This is a genomic window from Phytopseudomonas argentinensis, assembly GCF_900113905.1.
Lineage (GTDB): Bacteria > Pseudomonadota > Gammaproteobacteria > Pseudomonadales > Pseudomonadaceae > Aquipseudomonas > Aquipseudomonas argentinensis.
On sequence record NZ_FORC01000004.1, the window covers coordinates 204,683 to 222,194 of the forward strand.

Annotated in this window: 17 protein-coding genes; 7 read left to right on the plus strand and 10 right to left on the minus strand. The window is 62.9% G+C overall.

Annotated elements, in window-relative coordinates:
• Positions 1 to 19: 19 nt before the first annotated feature.
• The 3 genes from BM154_RS18625 to BM154_RS18635 all read right to left on the minus strand — a co-directional run bounded on the left by BM154_RS18625 (position 20) and on the right by BM154_RS18635 (position 3,035).
• Positions 20 to 1,045, minus strand: a complete 1,026-nt coding sequence (locus BM154_RS18625; protein ID WP_074887631.1) for a DNA topoisomerase IB — start codon at positions 1,043 to 1,045, stop codon at positions 20 to 22.
• 276 nt (positions 1,046 to 1,321) lie between these two features.
• Entirely contained in the window at positions 1,322 to 1,591 is a 270-nt protein-coding gene (locus BM154_RS18630) for a hypothetical protein (RefSeq protein ID WP_074887633.1), read from the minus strand.
• Positions 1,592 to 1,955: 364 nt separating this feature from the next.
• Complete coding sequence (locus BM154_RS18635) at positions 1,956 to 3,035, minus strand: patatin-like phospholipase domain-containing protein (RefSeq protein WP_074887635.1); 1,080 nt, start codon at positions 3,033 to 3,035, stop codon at positions 1,956 to 1,958.
• A gap of 129 nt (positions 3,036 to 3,164) precedes the next feature.
• On the opposite strand from BM154_RS18635, the gene BM154_RS18640 reads away from it, so the two are divergent.
• The 4 genes from BM154_RS18640 to BM154_RS18655 are packed head-to-tail and all read left to right on the plus strand — an operon-like array spanning position 3,165 to position 5,776.
• Entirely contained in the window at positions 3,165 to 3,473 is a 309-nt protein-coding gene (locus BM154_RS18640) for a PepSY domain-containing protein (RefSeq protein ID WP_074887638.1), read from the plus strand.
• A complete protein-coding gene (locus BM154_RS18645; protein ID WP_074887642.1) occupies positions 3,473 to 3,787 on the plus strand; it encodes a PepSY domain-containing protein in 315 nt (104 codons plus the stop codon). The genes BM154_RS18640 and BM154_RS18645 overlap by 1 nt, the downstream gene beginning before the upstream one ends.
• A 1-nt stretch (position 3,788) precedes the next feature.
• Positions 3,789 to 4,457: a response regulator transcription factor gene (locus BM154_RS18650; RefSeq protein WP_074887645.1), complete on the plus strand. Its 669-nt coding sequence runs from the start codon at positions 3,789 to 3,791 to the stop codon at positions 4,455 to 4,457.
• A complete protein-coding gene (locus BM154_RS18655; RefSeq protein ID WP_074887648.1) occupies positions 4,454 to 5,776 on the plus strand; it encodes a sensor histidine kinase in 1,323 nt (440 codons plus the stop codon). Before BM154_RS18650 ends, BM154_RS18655 begins: the two co-directional genes overlap by 4 nt.
• A gap of 64 nt (positions 5,777 to 5,840) precedes the next feature.
• On the opposite strand, the gene BM154_RS18660 is transcribed toward BM154_RS18655, so the two are convergent.
• Positions 5,841 to 6,437 (minus strand): NADPH-dependent FMN reductase, encoded by a 597-nt coding sequence (locus BM154_RS18660; protein ID WP_074887651.1) that lies wholly within the window; start codon positions 6,435 to 6,437, stop codon positions 5,841 to 5,843.
• Between the two features lie 233 nt (positions 6,438 to 6,670).
• Between BM154_RS18660 and BM154_RS18665 the strand changes: the two genes are divergently transcribed.
• The 3 genes from BM154_RS18665 (at position 6,671) to BM154_RS18675 (ending at position 10,944) form a co-directional block, all read left to right on the plus strand.
• Positions 6,671 to 7,987: a Na+/H+ antiporter family protein gene (locus BM154_RS18665; RefSeq protein WP_074887654.1), complete on the plus strand. Its 1,317-nt coding sequence runs from the start codon at positions 6,671 to 6,673 to the stop codon at positions 7,985 to 7,987.
• Positions 7,988 to 8,103: 116 nt separating this feature from the next.
• Positions 8,104 to 9,786: a methyl-accepting chemotaxis protein gene (locus BM154_RS18670; RefSeq protein WP_074887657.1), complete on the plus strand. Its 1,683-nt coding sequence runs from the start codon at positions 8,104 to 8,106 to the stop codon at positions 9,784 to 9,786.
• Between the two features lie 93 nt (positions 9,787 to 9,879).
• Positions 9,880 to 10,944, plus strand: a complete 1,065-nt coding sequence (locus tag BM154_RS18675) for an AI-2E family transporter (protein WP_074887660.1) — start codon at positions 9,880 to 9,882, stop codon at positions 10,942 to 10,944.
• Positions 10,945 to 11,220: 276 nt separating this feature from the next.
• Here BM154_RS18675 and nuoN read toward each other — a convergent pair whose 3' ends face one another.
• Genes nuoN through nuoI form a run of 6 tightly spaced genes read right to left on the minus strand, consistent with a single transcriptional unit; the run spans position 11,221 to position 17,505 of the window.
• Positions 11,221 to 12,708, minus strand: a complete 1,488-nt coding sequence (gene nuoN, locus BM154_RS18680) for an NADH-quinone oxidoreductase subunit NuoN (RefSeq protein ID WP_074887664.1) — start codon at positions 12,706 to 12,708, stop codon at positions 11,221 to 11,223.
• A 19-nt stretch (positions 12,709 to 12,727) separates the two neighbouring features.
• Complete coding sequence (nuoM, locus tag BM154_RS18685) at positions 12,728 to 14,257, minus strand: NADH-quinone oxidoreductase subunit M (RefSeq protein ID WP_074887667.1); 1,530 nt, start codon at positions 14,255 to 14,257, stop codon at positions 12,728 to 12,730.
• A 41-nt stretch (positions 14,258 to 14,298) separates the two neighbouring features.
• The gene (nuoL, locus tag BM154_RS18690; protein ID WP_074887670.1) at positions 14,299 to 16,146 is read right to left on the minus strand and encodes an NADH-quinone oxidoreductase subunit L; all 1,848 of its coding nucleotides are present in this window, start codon (positions 16,144 to 16,146) and stop codon (positions 14,299 to 14,301) included.
• Positions 16,143 to 16,451, minus strand: a complete 309-nt coding sequence (nuoK, locus tag BM154_RS18695) for an NADH-quinone oxidoreductase subunit NuoK (protein WP_027905359.1) — start codon at positions 16,449 to 16,451, stop codon at positions 16,143 to 16,145. The genes nuoL and nuoK overlap by 4 nt, the downstream gene beginning before the upstream one ends.
• On the minus strand, positions 16,448 to 16,957 hold the full coding sequence (gene nuoJ, locus BM154_RS18700; protein ID WP_074887673.1) for an NADH-quinone oxidoreductase subunit J: 510 nt from the start codon (positions 16,955 to 16,957) through the stop codon (positions 16,448 to 16,450). Before nuoJ ends, nuoK begins: the two co-directional genes overlap by 4 nt.
• Positions 16,957 to 17,505 (minus strand): NADH-quinone oxidoreductase subunit NuoI, encoded by a 549-nt coding sequence (nuoI, locus tag BM154_RS18705; protein WP_027905361.1) that lies wholly within the window; start codon positions 17,503 to 17,505, stop codon positions 16,957 to 16,959. Before nuoI ends, nuoJ begins: the two co-directional genes overlap by 1 nt.
• Between the last annotated feature and the right edge of the window lie 7 nt (positions 17,506 to 17,512).

Consider the following 17,512-nt stretch of genomic DNA (forward strand, 5'->3'; position numbering starts at 1 on the left):
CCCACAAATCTCGCCAACTTCAGGTGACGGGCAATTTCTCCAAGAAGCGCATCAACAGGCTTTCCTCGCTGCGCAGCCCTTTGCGAGCCGCTGCCAGGCGCAGGTCGGCCAGCTCTCCTGCATGGAAGGCGTCGATCAGGGCCGGATGGATATAGCATTTTCGACACACTGCAGGCGTGTTGCGTAGTTCTTCGGCAACCTGCTTGACCATGCCGACCACATGTTTCTTGGCCGAACTTTCCGGTTGCCACTCCAGCTCGCGCAACAGCGTCAACGCCAGGGCGCTGCCGGCCCAGGTGCGGTAATCCTTGGCAGTGAAATCGGCGCCGGTGAGTTCGCGCAGGTAATTGTTGACGTCCGTGGAGGTCACCGTATGGCGCTCGCCATTGGCGTCCAGGTACTGGAACAGGTGCTGGCCCGGCAGCTCCAGGCAGCGGCGGATGATGCGCGCCAGGCGGCGGTCGCTGACTTCCACCTCGTGCTCGATACCGCTCTTGCCACGGAAATGAAAGCGGATGGCACTGCCCTGAACCTCGACATGGCGGTTGCGCAGGGTCGTCAGCCCGTAGGAGCGGTTTTCCTTGGCGTAGCGCACGTTGCCGATGCGGATCAGCGTGTTGTCGAGCAGCGTAATTACGGTGGCCATTACCTTTTCGCGGCCATGCTCGGGCAACAACAGGTGCTGCTCTATCGTCTGGCGTAACTTGGGTAGCGCTTTGCCGAACAGCAGCAGGTTGGCGTACTTGTCGGTGTCGCGCACTTCGCGCCAGCGCGCATGGTAGCGGTATTGCTTGCGCCCGCGGGCGTCTCGGCCGGTCGCCTGCAGGTGCCCCTTTGGGTCGGGACAGATCCACACGTTCGTATAGGCCGGCGGTATCGCCAATGCGTTGATGCGGCCAATCTCCCGCGCATCACGGATACGCTCGCCGCTGGGGTAGAAGTAGCAGAACTTGCCACGCAGCTTGCGCCGGGTGATGCCGGGGGTGCGGTCATCGACATAGTGCAGGTCGTTGGGCAATTCGGGAGGGATCTGAACGCTGCTCATCAATACGCCTCCCCAGGTACCCATGAATACGCCGGGCAAACGCCAGAAGCCGTATAGGTGGGCATGAAGCGCAGGGTGCAAGGCAGGATAACAACGACGTTTTGCATGCCGGTCAGCTCGTGACAACAGTTAAAGACTTAGCCAGCCGAAGGCATCGGGAAGTTCAGACTTTAAGCGAAGCGCTAAAGCAGACGGATAAACAGAAAGCGTTGGTTTACAACGGCGAACAAGTTGCCACCCGCAGCGTGCGGCAACTTGTAACGAGGCAATGGCGGATTATTCCGGCATGCTCCAGGGGGCGAGATCGAAGCCCTTGCGGCTTAGCTCGTCACGGGACTTTTTCAGGGCCTTGGCCAGCTCCTGTGGGTCGCTGTAGATGCTGCTGGTAAGTTGCGCACGGTCGATCAGCGGCGTGTTGGTACGGTCGACGATCGTCAGGTTCAGTACGCCTGTACCGTCCTGCGGCGCCCAGGCCACGCAATGGAAAGGTTGAAAGGCGCGGTCGGCAATCAGCAGTGCATCATTGAAACGCAGCGAAGCGTTCATGGGGTCGGTTCTCCGAGTGTTTCCCAATGAATCATAGTGTCAGCGTGCATGTTCAACACTGACGTTCCTAGCTGTTGATGGTTCGATGAGCCCTGCAAGTCACATCCAATTAAGTTAATTTTCAAAAAAACTGAAAATTAAATTGTGAAGTTGACGAGCGTCAAAGTTTTCAAGGGTAGCGGCACACGTTCAGGCAATGCGCTTACTGTCTATCCACCGAAAATGACATCAACATTCAATAGGAAAATAGCCCTGCTGATCAGTTCCGTTAAGTTCAGATTTTTATTAACGGGGCCAAGTGGTTAATTTCGCTAAAGCAGTTATTGCCGGTTTCCTGACAGTCCCTCCGCGAAAGGCGAATCGTCTACAGCGGCGCCAGGTGATCGGTCAGGCGGCCGGTCTCGGTCAGTTCGAGAAACTCGTCGCCCAGGCGTCGACTCTCATCCATGGCCTGACGCCAGTAGCGCTCACGCCCGGCATCGTCGCCAAGGAAACGGGTGAAATCCTTGCGATCGGGCAGTTTGCCAAGCGGCAGGCGTGCCAGGTAATCACGCGAGGGCGCCAACAGCAGCACATCCTGCAGGCGCACGGCATCGCCGCGGCGCCAGGGCATGCCCTTGTCGAACCAGCCGGGAATGATGCGATCGGTGAAATGCGGGTAGAGCACCACGTCATCGCCGCTGTAGGGCAGGTCGAGGTGATAGTCCAGCAGCCCGCCATCGCGGTAGGTTCCCGGTCCGGCGCCGGGAATGTCGCGCACACCCTGCATCACCAGAGGAATCGAGCCGGAGGCCAGCAGGGCGTGGCGCAGGTTGCCGATATCCAGCGGCAGGCAGCGTGAGGGAAAATCGGTCAGCGGATGCAGGGGCGGCGCCAGACGCGCATCGTGCAGGATCACCCGCTCGAAATGGCGGGCCAGACGAGGGCGGCCAAGCAGGTTGCTGCCGATCACCGAAGACAGCCCCAGGCCCAAGGAGCGGCGGTCGTCCTCGGCAAGCCGGCCATGGCTTTTCACCACCACGATGTTGAGCCGGTAGTGAGGGTTGTCGAGCACCGCGCCATCCTGGTGCTGCAGCAGTTCGTCGAGCATGCGTACGCACCGCGCGGTCACCTCGCTGATGTTCACACCCCTGTCAAAGCGCATGCCGGTGTAGAGCTCGCCCAGGCGCCGCAGTGCGTTCGCTGGGTCGGGCAGGCAGGCGCTGGCGAAGCGCCATGAGCCGATGGACGCGCCAATCAGCGAGCGTTCGCGCGGTACCCGCGTCAGCCAGTCGCCGAACAGGGCGATGTCCAGCCCCTGGATGCCCAGTGCCTTGGGGCCACCCGCCGCGCCGGGCAGGGTGCCGACGTCACCCGGCTGCAGGCCGCGCTCGCGAATGCGCGCCAGCGCCCGCTGGCCGGCCTTGAGGGTGAGGGCAGGGAATTTGATCTGAATGGCGCTCATGCCGGCCTCCGTGGAAGAGCGCGCAGTATAGAGCGCTGACCTGCCCAGGTCTGTGGGGCAATTCAGGTTGAATTAAGTCGCTCGCCTTAACCTGAACAGCGTCGAAACACTATTGCTCAGGAGATCACCATGAACAAACTGACTGCCCTGTTTGCCGTTGCCGCACTCACCGCCACCGCCGGTATCGCCCAGGCCCGTGACCTGGGACCGGATGAAGCACTGAAATTGCGCGACGCCGGTACCATCCAGTCGTTCGAAAAGCTCAACGAGGCTGCCCTTGCTGCCCATCCGGGCGGTAAACTGGGCGATACCGAACTCGAGGAAGAATACGGCCGCTACCTCTATCAGGTAGAAATCCACGACGCCCAGAACCAGAAGTGGGATGTCGAACTGGACGCAACCAACGGCACCGTCCTCAAGAACCACCAGGATGATTGATGAAAGGCAATCCCGTAGTCCGCTGCATCTGCATCGTGTCGCTGGCCGCGCTGACCTGCGCGGCCAGCGCGCGCGACCTTGACCAGGACGAGGCCCGCGACCTGCGCCTGAGCGGCGTGATTCTGCCGCTCGACCAGTTGATGCGTGCAGCAATGGAGCGTTACCCCGGCGCTACTCTGCTCGAAGCGGAGCTGGAAGAAGAGGACGACGTCTTCGTCTATGAAGTGGAACTGCTGACCCGCGAGGGCGTGGTTCGTGAACTGGAGCTCGATGCCCACGACGGCAAGATCCTGAAGGATGAGGTAGACGACTGACATGCGCCTGTTGCTGGTTGAAGACCACGTTCCGCTTGCCGATGAACTGATTGCCTCACTGACCCGACAGGGCTATGCCGTGGATTGGCTGGCCGACGGCCGCGACGCTGTCTACCAGGGCGCCAGTGAGCCCTATGATCTGATCATTCTCGACCTCGGTTTGCCCGGCAAACCGGGGCTTGAGGTGTTGCAGGAATGGCGCCAGGGCGGCCTGGTTACGCCAGTGCTGATCCTCACCGCACGCGGCTCCTGGGCCGAGCGTATCGAAGGCCTGAAGGTCGGCGCCGATGACTACCTGAGCAAACCCTTCCATCCCGAAGAGCTGCAGCTGCGCATCCAGGCGCTGCTGCGTCGCGCCCGTGGCCTGGCCAACCAGCCACAGCTGCAGGCCGCCGGGTTGCACCTCGACGAGAGCCGGCAGTGCGTCAGCCGTGGGGAACAGGAGATCGAGCTGACTGCCGCGGAGTTTCGCCTGCTGCGCTACTTCATGCTGCACAGCGGGCAGATCCTCTCCAAGAGCCATCTGGCCGAACACCTCTACGACGGCGAGACCGAGCGCGACTCCAATGTCATCGAGGTGCACGTCAATCACCTGCGTCGCAAGCTTGGCCGCGAGGTGATCGAAACCCGCCGCGGCCAGGGCTATCGGTTCACCGGTAGCGCCGCTTGAGATCCATTCAACGGCGGTTGAGCCTTGGGCTGATCAGCGTATTGCTGATCATCGGCCTGCTCTTGGCGCAGACCTGCCTGTGGCTGTTCGACAGTAACCTGCGTCGCTACATGCAAGCCGGGCTCGAGGAAGAAGCACAGTCGCTGCTGGTTGCCCTGGTACGCGGTCCGAACGGCATCCAGCTCGACGAGTCGCGGCTCAGCGCGGCCTACCAGCGGCCCTATTCGGGCCTGTATTTCCGGATCGACTTCAGCGACAAGAGCTGGCGTTCGCGTTCACTGTGGGACAGCGAACTGCAGCCCTCCGATGTGGACGGCCTGCAGCCTGAATTGCAGGACGGCCCCCAAGAGCAGGTGCTGGTCACCTATCGCGGCGAATACCGGCGCTTCGGCCAGGACCTGACCATCAGCGTGGCGCGCGACTACACGCCGGTGCTCGACAGCTTCCGCCGTGTGCAGCGTATCGGCCTGGGACTGGGGCTGGGCAGCCTGGCCCTGATCCTGTTGCTGCAGCGCCTGGCGGTCAGCCGTGCACTGCGGCCGCTGGAGCAGACCCGCGTGCAGATCGCCCAGTTGCAGCAGGGGCAGCGCTCGGAGCTGGATGAGCAGGTGCCCGAGGAGCTGGAGCCGCTGGTGGAGCAGATCAACCACCTGCTGGCCCACACCGAGGAAACCCTCAAGCGCTCGCGCAACGCCCTTGGCAATCTCGGGCACGCCCTGAAGACGCCCCTGGCGGTGCTGGTCAACCTGGCCTCCAGGGAAGAGCTGCGCGCCCATCCGGAGCTACGCGGCAACCTGCTCGAACACCTCAACCAGATCGAGCAGCGTATCGCCCGCGAGCTGGGCCGTGCCCGGCTGGCCGGAGAAGCCTTGCCTGGTGCGCATTTCGATTGCCGGGAGGAGTTGCCGGGCTTGTTCGCCACGCTGGGCATGATCCATGACAGCGGTATCGAGCTGAGCTGGCAGACTTCACCGCCCGACCTGCGCCTGCCGCGCGATCGCGAGGACCTGCTGGAGCTGCTCGGTAACCTGCTGGACAACGCCTGCAAATGGGCGGACAGCCAGGTGCGCCTGACTGTCGAGCGTGCCGATACGGCCTACGTGCTGTGCGTCGATGACGATGGGCCCGGCATCGACAGCGCACGCCGCGACGAGGTGCTCAGCCGTGGTATCCGCCTGGATGAGCAGATGGCCGGGCATGGCCTGGGACTGGGCATCGTGCGCGATATCGTCGATGCCTGGGACGGCAGTATTTCACTGCATGACAGTGAGCTGGGCGGCTTGCAGGTCAGGATCGAGTTGCCATTACGCACCCGCTAGGCGTTTCTATCCATTTTCGCGCTATCCAGGCTGGCGCGGGCGAGCCGCGCCGAGCCGCGCCTGCTTACATACCGTTGGTGAACGCCGGATCGCTGAGGTCGATGGCGGCACGCACCGGTTTCAGTGCTTCAGCGTATTTGCCCAAGATATCCAGCGCGTAATCGATACGGGCACGGATGCGGCTGTCGTCCTCGCTGGCCGGCTGTTCATCGTTGAGGACCTTGGTCACTGAACGGACGATCAGGTGCTCGGGCAGGTAGTTGATCCGGCAGTTCTTGTAGCTGGAGCTGCGCAGCTCGGCGATCGGGCTGCCACCGCCGATACCCGACGACACGCCCACCAGCAACCCCGGCTTGTGGGCCAGTTCGGCCTTGCTGGCATAGATGAAGAAGTTCTTGATCGCTGGCCCGGCCATGCCATTCCACTCCGGCGCGATCACCACCAGCGCATCGGCGCGCTGCAGGCGCGGCGCGTAGTCGGCCCAGGTGCCGTTGTCCTCGCCAGGCCAAAGCGGCAACGGGCCGGTACCCAGATCGATGACTTGGCTGAGCTCTGCACTGGTCTTGCCCAGGGTGATCAAGCGTTGACGCAGGAAATGCGCAACCTTGGCAGATTGGCTGTCGGGACGGCTTGAACCGGCAATCAGAACGATATCGAGCATGGGATCCTCCATTGAAAAGGCCATGAGGCTAACGCCCCCAGGTGAAAGCGCAAAGTACGTTTGTGCTATTTGCTTAGCACCAGGCTCCACGATGACTCGTCTACTGGGCAATGATGCCCGCTGCCGCTTTTTGACACTCGGGTCGGCTTGGGGCAGAGTGCGACGCTTTTTGTGGCCTGCCGCCCTTGGCCGCCAACCGATCGCGCCGCTAGCGGCGATTCGAGGAGCCTCTCATGAACGCAGTTATTGCCGCCGTCGGCATCATGCTGATTCTCAGTCTTTGTCGTGTACACGTCGTGGTGGCGCTGATCATCGGTGCCCTGGCCGGTGGCATGATTGGCGGCCTGGGCATGCAGGGCTCGCTGGCGGCTTTCAATAAAGGCCTGGGCGGAGGCGCCACCGTGGCGCTGTCCTATGCCCTGCTCGGTGCGTTCGCCGTGGCAATCGCCAAGTCCGGCCTGGCCCATGCGCTGGCCGACAGGGCGCTGACCTTGGTCGGGCGTCAGGACGAGAATGGCGGCGGGGCGCTGAAATGGATGCTGGTCGGCCTGCTGCTCGCCGTGGCGATCTCTTCGCAGAACATCCTGCCCATTCATATCGCCTTCATTCCGCTGCTGGTGCCACCCCTGCTGTACGTGATCACTCGCCTGCAGATCGACCGCCGGCTGATCGCCTGTGTGCTGACCTTCGGTTTGATCACCCCGTACATGTTCCTGCCGGTAGGCTTCGGCAATATCTTTCTCAATGAAATCCTGCTCGCCAACGTGGCGCGCAGCGGTGTCGAGGTGGCGGGCGTGAACGTCAGCCATGCCATGCTGATTCCAGCCATGGGCATGGTCGCCGGCTTGCTGCTGGCGCTGTACAGCTACCGCGGCAAGCGCAGTTACGACCTGGCCCGGGTCGAGCGCACCGAGCGGGTGGAGGTCAGCTACAACCGCCGCAGCCTGATCGTCGCCGGCGTGGCGGTGGCTATCGCCTTTACTGCCCAGCTGTGGCTCGACTCGATGATCATCGGTGCGCTGCTGGGTTTCGTGGTGTTTTCCGCCTCGGGCATCGTGCGCTGGAAGGAAACCGACGACCTGTTCACCGAAGGCATGAAGATGATGGCGATGATCGGCTTCATCATGATCGCCGCCTCGGGGTTTGCCGAAGTGATGCGTGAAACCGGTGAAATCCAAGGGCTGGTGGATGCCAGCGCCGGCTGGATCGGCGACAGCAAGGGCCTGGGCGTGCTGCTCATGCTGCTGGTTGGTTTGCTGGTGACCATGGGGATCGGTTCGTCGTTTTCCACCGTACCGATCATCGCGGCGATCTTCGTGCCGCTCTGCGTGCAACTGGGCTTCAGCCCCCTGGCCACGGTGTGCATCGTCGGCACCGCTGGCGCCATCGGCGACGCCGGTTCGCCAGCCTCGGACTCGACCCTGGGCCCGACGGCGGGTCTCAACGTGGACGGTCAGCACAACCATATCTGGGATACCGTGGTGCCCACCTTTCTGCACTACAACCTGCCGCTACTGGTATTCGGCTGGGCGGCCGCCATGGTCCTTTAGCACCGGGGCGCAACCTGTCGCCGACCGTCGCCGAGTTCAAGATTTTCCTGACCGCTGCCGATAGCCTGGTTAGAGCCCAGCCATGCTGGGTTTGTCTGGTCACAAGGAAAATAAAAATGCGCCTGACCTTGAAGTCGAAAGTCGTGCTGTTGGCCCTGATTCCGGTTCTGCTGTTCGCGTTGGTCTTGAGCGGCGCGGCCGCCCGTGTGCTGTATGGCCTGGCGGAGCAGGAGGTGGTCGAAACCCGCGAGCGCCTGCTCACCGAGAAACGCAACGAACTGCAGAACTACAGCGCCATCGCCATGGGCGCCGTGCAGAGCCTGTACGACGCCGCACCCAATGGCGACCTGGAAAGCCGCAAGCAGGCCATCGCCATCCTGTCCAAGATCAAATATGGCAAGGACGGCTATTTCTTCGGCCACGACTCCAACGTGGTTCGCCTGTTTCGCAGCGACAGCCCGGTGGATGTCGGCAAGAACCTCAGCGACCGGCGCGACGTCAATGGCGTATACGTCAATCGCGAGCTGGTGCGTGTCGCCAAGGACAACAGCTACTACGTCAACTACTCCTCGCCACTGCCGAGCGACGAATCGATCCAGGTGCCCAAACTCGCCTACAGCTATTACCTGCCCAAATGGGACATGGCCGTGGGCACGGCGGTCAACCTGGACGGCGTCGAGGCTCAGGTTGCCGGGGTGCGCGAGGGCATCGACCAGCGAATGAGCACCATCATCACCAGCATCGTGGTGATCGCCGGGGTGCTGCTGGTGATCTTCGGCGTGATTGGCGGCATCCTGGCCAATACCTTTCTGCGCCCACTGCAGCAGATCAAGGCCAACCTCGACGATATCGCCGCCGGCGAAGGCGACCTGACCAGGCGCCTGCCAGTCACCAGCCGTGATGAGCTGGGCGAGTTGGCGGGCTCGTTCAACCGCTTTGTCGACAAGGTGCATGGCCTGGTGCGGCAGATCACCGGGATGACCGGTCAACTGACCGAACTGGTCGGCGAGGTAGCGGCCCAGGCCCATCGTTCCGAGCAGGCCATGGAACGCCAGCGCCATGAAACCGACCAGGTAGCGACCGCCATCAACCAGATGTCCGCCGCGGCCCATGAAGTGGCCAAGGGCGCCCAGGGCGCCGCCGAGGCGGCCCAGCAGACCGACCGCGAAGGCCAGGCGGCCAAACAGGTGGTCGATGGCAGCATCGCCAGCATCCATTCGCTAGTCGGCGATATACGTGGCAGCGGCACCTCCCTGGACAGCCTGCAAAAGGATGTTCATTCCATCGTCAGCGTACTCGACGTGATTCGCTCGATCGCCGAACAGACCAACCTGCTGGCGCTCAACGCGGCCATTGAGGCCGCGCGCGCGGGGGAGGCCGGTCGCGGCTTCGCGGTGGTGGCCGACGAAGTGCGCGCCCTGGCCAGTCGTACCCAGCAGAGTACCCAGGAAATTCAAGGCATGATCGATCGTCTTCAAGACGGCACGCGCGATGCGGTGAATGCCATGCGCCAGTCCAGCGACGCCGGCGAGCTCAGCAGCGAGCAAGCCAACAAGGCTGGGGCCTCACTGGATGCCATCGCCGGGTTGATCGGCACCATCAATGCCATGAACGCGCAGATCGCCAGCGCGGCGGAAGAGCAGACCGCGGTGGCCGAGGAAATCAACCGCAGCGTGCACCAGATCGCCAGTGCGGTGGACAGCGTCGCCGACGAGACCCGCCAGGCCGCGCGAACGGCAGGCAGCCTGGCTCAGCTTGGCCAGGGTCTGGAAGACCTGGTGCGCCAGTTCCGCATCTGATCGAGGGGGCGAGCAGGGAAGCTCGCGTCAATCAGTGTGCACTTTGTCGGCAGCGCGGGAGACTAAAGCGCATATCCCTTTTGTGATCCGGTTATGCAGACGACGTCCCTCGAAAAGAAAACCTTCATTCTCCTACTCGTCCTGGTGACGATCGCCTTCATCTGGATACTCATGCCGTTCTACGGGGCGGTGTTCTGGGCAGTGGCCCTGGCCGTGGTGTTCACGCCCCTGCAGCGACGCCTGGCCCGGCGAATTGGCGGGCGTGGCAACCTGTCGGCGTTGCTGACCCTGATCGTCTGCCTGCTGGTCGCCATTCTGCCGGTGATCTTCATCACCTCGGCGATAGTCGCCGAGGGGACCAGCATCTACCAGCGCATCGACTCCGGCGAGCTGGACATAGGTGCCTATGTCACCAGCACCAAGGAAATGCTACCGCCCTTTATGCAACAGCAGATCGATCGCATCGGCATGGGCAACATGGACGACCTGCAGGAGCGCATCACCAGTGGCGCCGCCGCGGGGAGCCAATACCTGGCCACCAAGGTATTCGCCATTGGCCAGGGCACCTTCCAGTTCGTGATCAGCTTTTTCATCATGCTCTACCTGCTGTTCTTCCTGCTGCGCGATGGCCAAGAACTGGTGCGCGACATTCGCATGGCAGTGCCCCTGGGTGACAACACCAAGCGCCGCCTGCAGATCAAGTTCACCCGCGTGGTGCGTGCCACGGTAAAGGGCAATATCGTCGTGGCGGCAGTGCAGGGCGCCCTGGGCGGCCTGATCTTCTGGGTGCTGGGTATCTCCAGCCCGTTGCTGTGGGGGGTGCTGATGGCCTTCCTGTCACTGCTGCCAGCGGCGGGTGCCGGCATCGTCTGGGCGCCAGTGGCGGTGTACCTGCTGCTCAGCGGCGACATCTGGCAGGGCGTGGTGCTGACCTTGTTCGGCGTACTGGTGATCGGCCTGGTGGACAACATTCTGCGCCCGATCCTGGTCGGCAAGGACACCCGCATGCCCGACTACCTGATCCTGATTTCCACCCTGGGCGGTATGGCGCTGTTCGGCCTCAACGGCTTCGTGCTTGGCCCGCTGGTGGCCGCATTGTTCGTCGCCAGCTGGAACCTGTTCGCCGGGGGCAAGAAGACCGTCAGGCTGCCCGAGTAACATAGTGCTTCACTCAAACGGCTGCCTAGTGCAGCCGTTTTTCCTTATCACGCGGCGTAGCTGGGTAGAGCGAAGCGATACCCGGGTTCTGAACCCTGCAACGTTTCTCGCCCCTATCCTGCGCATCGCTTCGCTCAGCAGCAGGCTACGAAAAGCATGTTTGCCCAGCCGTCGTAGCCCGGGTATGCCGGCTGTGCTCGATCTGGCATAGGCAAAGCCTGGCACACAAACAAAAACGGCTGCCCGAGGCAGCCGTTTTTCGTGACGCGACTCAGATCAGAGCGCGGCAGTGGCCAAGCCGGCCTGTTGAACCAGGTCCAGCAGCGGCTGCGGGTAAACACCGAGGATAAAGGCCAGGGCTGCCACCAGCATCAGCATGATGCCGCCGGCACGCTGGCCCCAGTTGAACGGTGCATCGTGGCGCTGCAGGTTCGGTTCGTTGAGGAACAGGGTGACCATCACCCGCAGGTAGTAGAACACCGCGATGGCGCTACCCAGAATCAGCGCACCGATCAGCCACCATAGTTGTGCCTGCACGCCGGCAGCGATGACGTAGAACTTGCCGATAAAGCCTGCGGTCAGCGGAATGCCGGCCAGCGACAGCATCATCACCGTCAGCACCGCGGTCAGGTACGGGCGGCGCCAGAACAAGCCGCGGTACTCGTACAGCGCGTCGGCGTCACGACCGTTATAGGGCGTGGACATCAGGGTGATCACCCCGAAGGCGCCCAGGCTGGTCAGCACGTAAGTGGCCATGTACACGCCAATGGCCTCCACGGCCAGGCCCTTGCTGGCGATCAGTGCCACCAGCAGGTAACCGAAGTGGGCGATGGACGAATAGCCGAGCAGACGCTTGAGGTTGTTCTGCACCAGGGCCAGCAGGTTGCCAAACAGGATCGAGGCGATGGCGATGACGGTCAGCAGGTCGTTCAGCCAGCCGCCGGCGGTGGCCGGGGAGAGTTGATACAGACGCAGCAGCACGGCGAATACCGCGACCTTGCTGGCGGTGGCCAGGAAGGCGGCAACCGGCGCAGGAGCACCTTCGTAGACATCCGGCGTCCACAGGTGGAACGGCACCATGGACAGTTTGAACGCCAGGCCGATAAGCATCATGCCGATGCCGATCTGCACCAGCTGGCTGCCGCTGACACCGGCCAGGCTGGCACCGATCTGGGCGAAGCTCAGGCTGCCGGCGTCGGCATACAGCAGCGCCATACCGAACAGCAGGAAGGCACTGCCGGCTGCCGACAGCACCATGTACTTGATACCGGCTTCCAGCGAACGCTTGTTGAAGTAGGCGTAGGCGATCATCCCGTAGGTCGGCACCGACAGCAGTTCCAGGCCGATGAACAGGCCTGCCAGATGCTCGGTGCTGACCAGCACCAGGCCGCCGGCGGCGGACAGCAGCAGCAACAGGTACATTTCCTCGCGGTTGCGCGGGTAGCCCTTGGTCTGGCCATCGTTGACCTTGGCCTCGCCCAGGTAGGCGTGGGTCAGGGTCATGCAGGCCAGGGTAGCGATCAGCACCAACGCCATGTAGTAGCAGGCGAAGGTGTCGATCTGCATCAGCGGGGTGACCTGCAGCGGGGTGACACCGAGGGTCGGCAGCAGCGACAGCAGGGCGGCGTTGAGGCCGATCACCGAAAGCACGAAGGTCATCGAGTGGCTGCGCTTCCAGGCGATGGCCAGCATCACCACGACCACGGTGGCGCAGGTGACCAGCAGCGGCAGCAGAGCGATCAGGTGTTGGGTGGTGAATTCCACAGCGTGATGTTCCATAGCGTTACTGGCCCGTAGCGAGTTGATTGAGGGCGCCACTGAACCACTGCTGCACGCCTTGCATGCTGGCGGCAGAGGTATCGAGCACCGGCTGCGGGTAAACACCGAGCAGGATCAGCAGCACGGCCAGGCACAGCACCATGCTCAGTTCACGAAATTGCAGGCCGGGCAGCGGACTGTCGTTCTTCACCGGGCCGAAATGCGCGCGGTGGATCATGATCAGCGAGTATACGGAGCCCAGTACCAGGCCGGTGGCGGCGATCACCGTGACCCAGGGTGCGGTCGGGAAGCTGCCGATCAGGATCAGGAACTCGCCGACGAAGTTGCCGGTGCCCGGTAGGCCGAGTGCGGCGGCGGCGAAGAACAGGCTGAGTGCCGGCAACCAGGGCATGCGTGCCCAGATGCCGCCCATTTCACGCATGTCACGGGTGTGCAGGCGCTCGTAGAGCTGGCCGCAGAGGATGAACAGTGCGGCAGCCGACAAGCCGTGGGCCATCATCTGTACCACCGCACCCTGCAGGGCGATCTGGCTACCGGAGTAGATGGCGATCAGCACGAAGCCCATGTGCGACACGCTGGAGTAGGCCACCAGGCGCTTGATGTCGGTCTGCGCGAAGGACAGCAGCGCGCCGTAGATGATCGCGAAGACGCCCAGGTACATGGCGATCGGCGCGAACTCGGCCGAGGCATTGGGGAACAGCGGCAGGGCGAAACGCAGCAAGCCGTAGGCGGCGGTCTTCAGCAGGATACCGGCCAGGTCCACGGAGCCCGCGGTCGGCGCCTGGGCGTGGGCGTCGGGCAGCCAGGAGTGGAAGGGCACCACCGGGAATTTCACCGCGAAGGCGATGAAGAAGCCCAGCATCAGCAGGTACTCGGTGCCCTCGGACAGCTCGGTCTTGAGCAGATCCGCGTAGTTGAAGGTGAACACGCCGGTCTGGTTGAAGTGCACGAACACCAGGCCGAGGATCGCCACCAGCATCACCAGGCCGCTGGCCTGGGTGAAGATGAAGAACTTGGTGGCCGCGTTGATGCGGCTCTTGCCAGGGCTGCCGCTATGACCCCAGAGCGCGATGAGGAAATACATCGGCACCAGCATCATTTCCCAGAAGAAGAAGAACAGGAACAGATCGATGGCCAGGAACACGCCAACCACGCCGCCGAGGATCCACATCAGGTTGAGGTGGAAGAAGCCGACCCGGTTCTGGATCTCTTTCCACGAGCAAAGTACCGAGAGCACGCCGAGCAGGCCGGTGAGGGTAACCATCAATACCGACAGGCCGTCCATCGCCAGATGGATGCTGATGCCGAAACGCTCGATCCAGCGCACCTGGAATTCGTGAGCCCAGCGTGGCTCGGCACCTGGCGCAGGAGCCAGGCTGAAGTCGCCGGTACCCCACAGCCACAGGCCTAGGCCGAACAGCAGGGACATGGTCAGCAGCGCGATCCAGCGTGGCAGAGTTCCGCCGAAGCGCTCCGCCTGCCAGCACAGCAGGCCGCCGATAAAGGGGATCAGGATTAGCCAAGGCAGAATCATGACTGACGGGGTTCCTTAGAAAAAGTATTCGGGATCATCGGTCAGGCCATCATCACGGCGGCAAGCACCAATACGGCGCCCCCGGCGATGGAAATGGCGTACCAGCGCAGATGCCCGGTCTCGCTGCGGCTCAGCACGCCATGACCGCCACGCACCAGGCGCGGCACGATGCCGATGGCACCGTCGATGGGGTCACGGGCCAGTACGCGGCACAGGAACAGGTACGGCTGCACGAAAATCTTGTCGTAGAACCAGTCGAAGCCCCAGGCGGCGAACCACCAGGCCGACAGGAAACGACCCGGCGCGCTGCTGGCCACGGCATTGACGAAGCTGCGCTTGCCGAGGAACAGCAGGGCCGCCAGCAGGATGCCCGCCAGGGCGATGCAGCCCGAGACGATTTCCAGGCTGTGCTTGGCCTCGCCACCGGCATGCCCGGCGCTCTCTGGCAGCACGCCAGCAAGCGGCGGGGTGATCCAGGCGCCGATAAAGGTCGACAGCACGATCAGCACCAGCAGCGGCAGGTTGTGGGCGATGCCGTGGCCGGCATGGGCCTCGATCTTCTGCTCGCCATGGAAGGCGATGAAGATCAGCCGGAAGGTGTAGATCGAGGTCATGAAGGCGCCCAGCAGACCTGCGTAGAGCAGGCCGGCGTTGCCGCTGGCAAAGGCTTCCCAGAGGATCTCGTCCTTGGAGTAGAAGCCCACGGTGATCAACGGCAGTGCCGCCAGGGCCGAGCCACCGACGATAAAGCTGGCGTAGGCCAGCGGCAGCTTCTTCCACAGGCCGCCCATCTTGAAGATGTTCTGCTCATGGTGGCAGGCATGGATCACCGAGCCGGAGGCGAGGAATAGCAGCGCCTTGAAGAAGGCATGGGTCATCAGGTGGAAGATCGCCGCGTCCCAGGCGCCAACGCCCAGAGCCAGGAACATGTAGCCGATCTGGCTCATGGTCGAATAGGCGAGGATACGCTTGATGTCGGTCTGTACCAGGGCTGCAAAGCCAGCCAGCACCAGGGTCACGCCGCCAACGATGCCGACCAGCTCGAGAATTTCCGGGGTCAGCAGGAACAGGCCGTTGGTACGGGCGATCAGGTAGACGCCCGCGGTGACCATGGTGGCGGCGTGGATCAGCGCCGAGACCGGGGTCGGGCCGGCCATGGCGTCGGCCAGCCAGGTCTGCAGCGGCAGCTGGGCGGATTTACCGACCGCGCCGCCAAGCAGCATCAGAGTCGCCAGCCACAGCCAGGTGTCACCGGCTGCATACTTCTGCGGGGCAAGCACCATCAGCTCCTGAATGTTCAGGGTGCCGAGGTTGAGGAACAGCAGGAACAGGCCGATCATCAGGAACACGTCACCGATGCGGGTGACGATGAAGGCTTTCAGCGCCGCGTTACCATTGGGCACGTGCTTGTAGTAGAAGCCGATCAGCAGGTACGAGCACAGGCCTACGCCTTCCCAGCCGAAGAACAGGGTCATCAGGTTGTCGCCCAGCACCAGCAGTAGCATGCTGAAGATGAACAGGTTGGTGTAGGACAGGAAACGCGAGTAACCCTCCTCACCACGCATGTACCAGCTGGCGAACATGTGGATCAGGAAGCCCACGCCGGTGACCACACCGAGCATGGTCAGCGACAGGCCATCCAGGTACAGGGTGAAGCTTGGCGCCAGGCCGTCGACGTTCATCCACTGCCACAGGGTCTGGGTGTAAACGCCGTCTGCCGGTGGCGCGACGTTGAACTGCCACATGATCCAGGCGGTGGTCAGGGCCGACAGACCGACCGAGCCGACACCGACGACGGCGGCAGCGCCTTCGCTCAGACGACCGCGGGAAAAGGCCAGGATGAACCAGCCGATCAGTGGGAACAGTAGGGTCAGGAATAAGAGGTTCATCCGCGCATCTCGCTGGCTGCGTCGATATCGAGGGTGTGGAAGCGGCGATACAGCTGCAGCAGGATCGCCAGGCCGATGCTCGCTTCGGCGGCCGCCAGGGCGATCACCAGAATGAACATGATCTGCCCGTCAGCCTGGCCCCAGCGCGCACCGGCGACCACGAAGGCAAGGGCGGCGGCGTTCATCATCACTTCCAGGCTCATCAGCACGAACAGGATGTTGCGGCGCACCATCAGGCCGACCAGGCCGAGGCTGAACAGCACGCCGGCCAGCGCCAGGCCGTGCTCCATTGGAATACCGTTCATGGCGTAGCATCCTTGATGTCGTTGCGGCCCAGGTGATAGGCGGCGACCAGTGCGGCGAGCAGCAGCATGGAGGCCAGCTCTACGGCCAGCAGATAGGGGCCGAACAGGTGTATGCCGACGGCCTTGGCATCGACGGTGGTATGGCCGATGGTGGCGCCGCTCGGTACGGCGAACAGCACGTACAGCAGCTGGCCCAGCAGCAGCGCGGAGAGCAGCGCAGGGCCGATCCAGATACCCGGGGTCAGCCAGGTGCGTTCCTGCTGTACCGAGGCCGGGCCGAGGTTGAGCATCATCACCACGAACACGAACAGCACCATGATCGCGCCAGCGTAGACGATGATTTCCAGTGCCCCGGCGAACGGCGCGCCAAGGCTGAAGAACACCATGGACACGGCCAGCAGCGAGATGATCAGGTAGAGCAGGGCGTGTACCGGGTTCTTGCCGGTGATCACGCCCAGGGTCGAGGCAACCGCGACCCCTGCGGAGAAATAGAAGGCGAATTCCATTATGGCAACAACCCCTTGACGTTGATCGGCTCGGCTTCGTCCTGCGCGGCGCCTTTCGGCTTGCCGGCAATGGCCATGCCGGCCACGCGGTAGAAGTTGTAGTCCGGGTTCTTGCCGGGGCCGGAGATCAGCAGGTCTTCCTTCTCGTACACCAGATCCTGACGTTTGAACTCGCCCATTTCGAAATCCGGGGTGAGCTGGATCGCAGTGGTCGGGCAGGCTTCCTCGCACAGGCCGCAGAAGATGCAGCGCGAGAAGTTGATGCGGAAGAAGTCCGGGTACCAGCGGCCGTCTTCGGTTTCCGCCTTCTGCAGCGAAATGCAGCCGACCGGGCAGGCCACGGCGCACAGGTTGCAGGCTACGCAACGTTCTTCGCCGTCGGGATCGCGGGTCAGGACGATGCGGCCACGGTAGCGCGGCGGCAGGTAGACCTGTTCTTCGGGGTATTGCAGGGTGTCGCGCTTGCGAAAGCCATGGCCGAAGACCATGACCAGGCTGCGCAATTGGGTCGCGGTACCGACGAGTACGTCCCAGATATATTTGAACATTATCGTC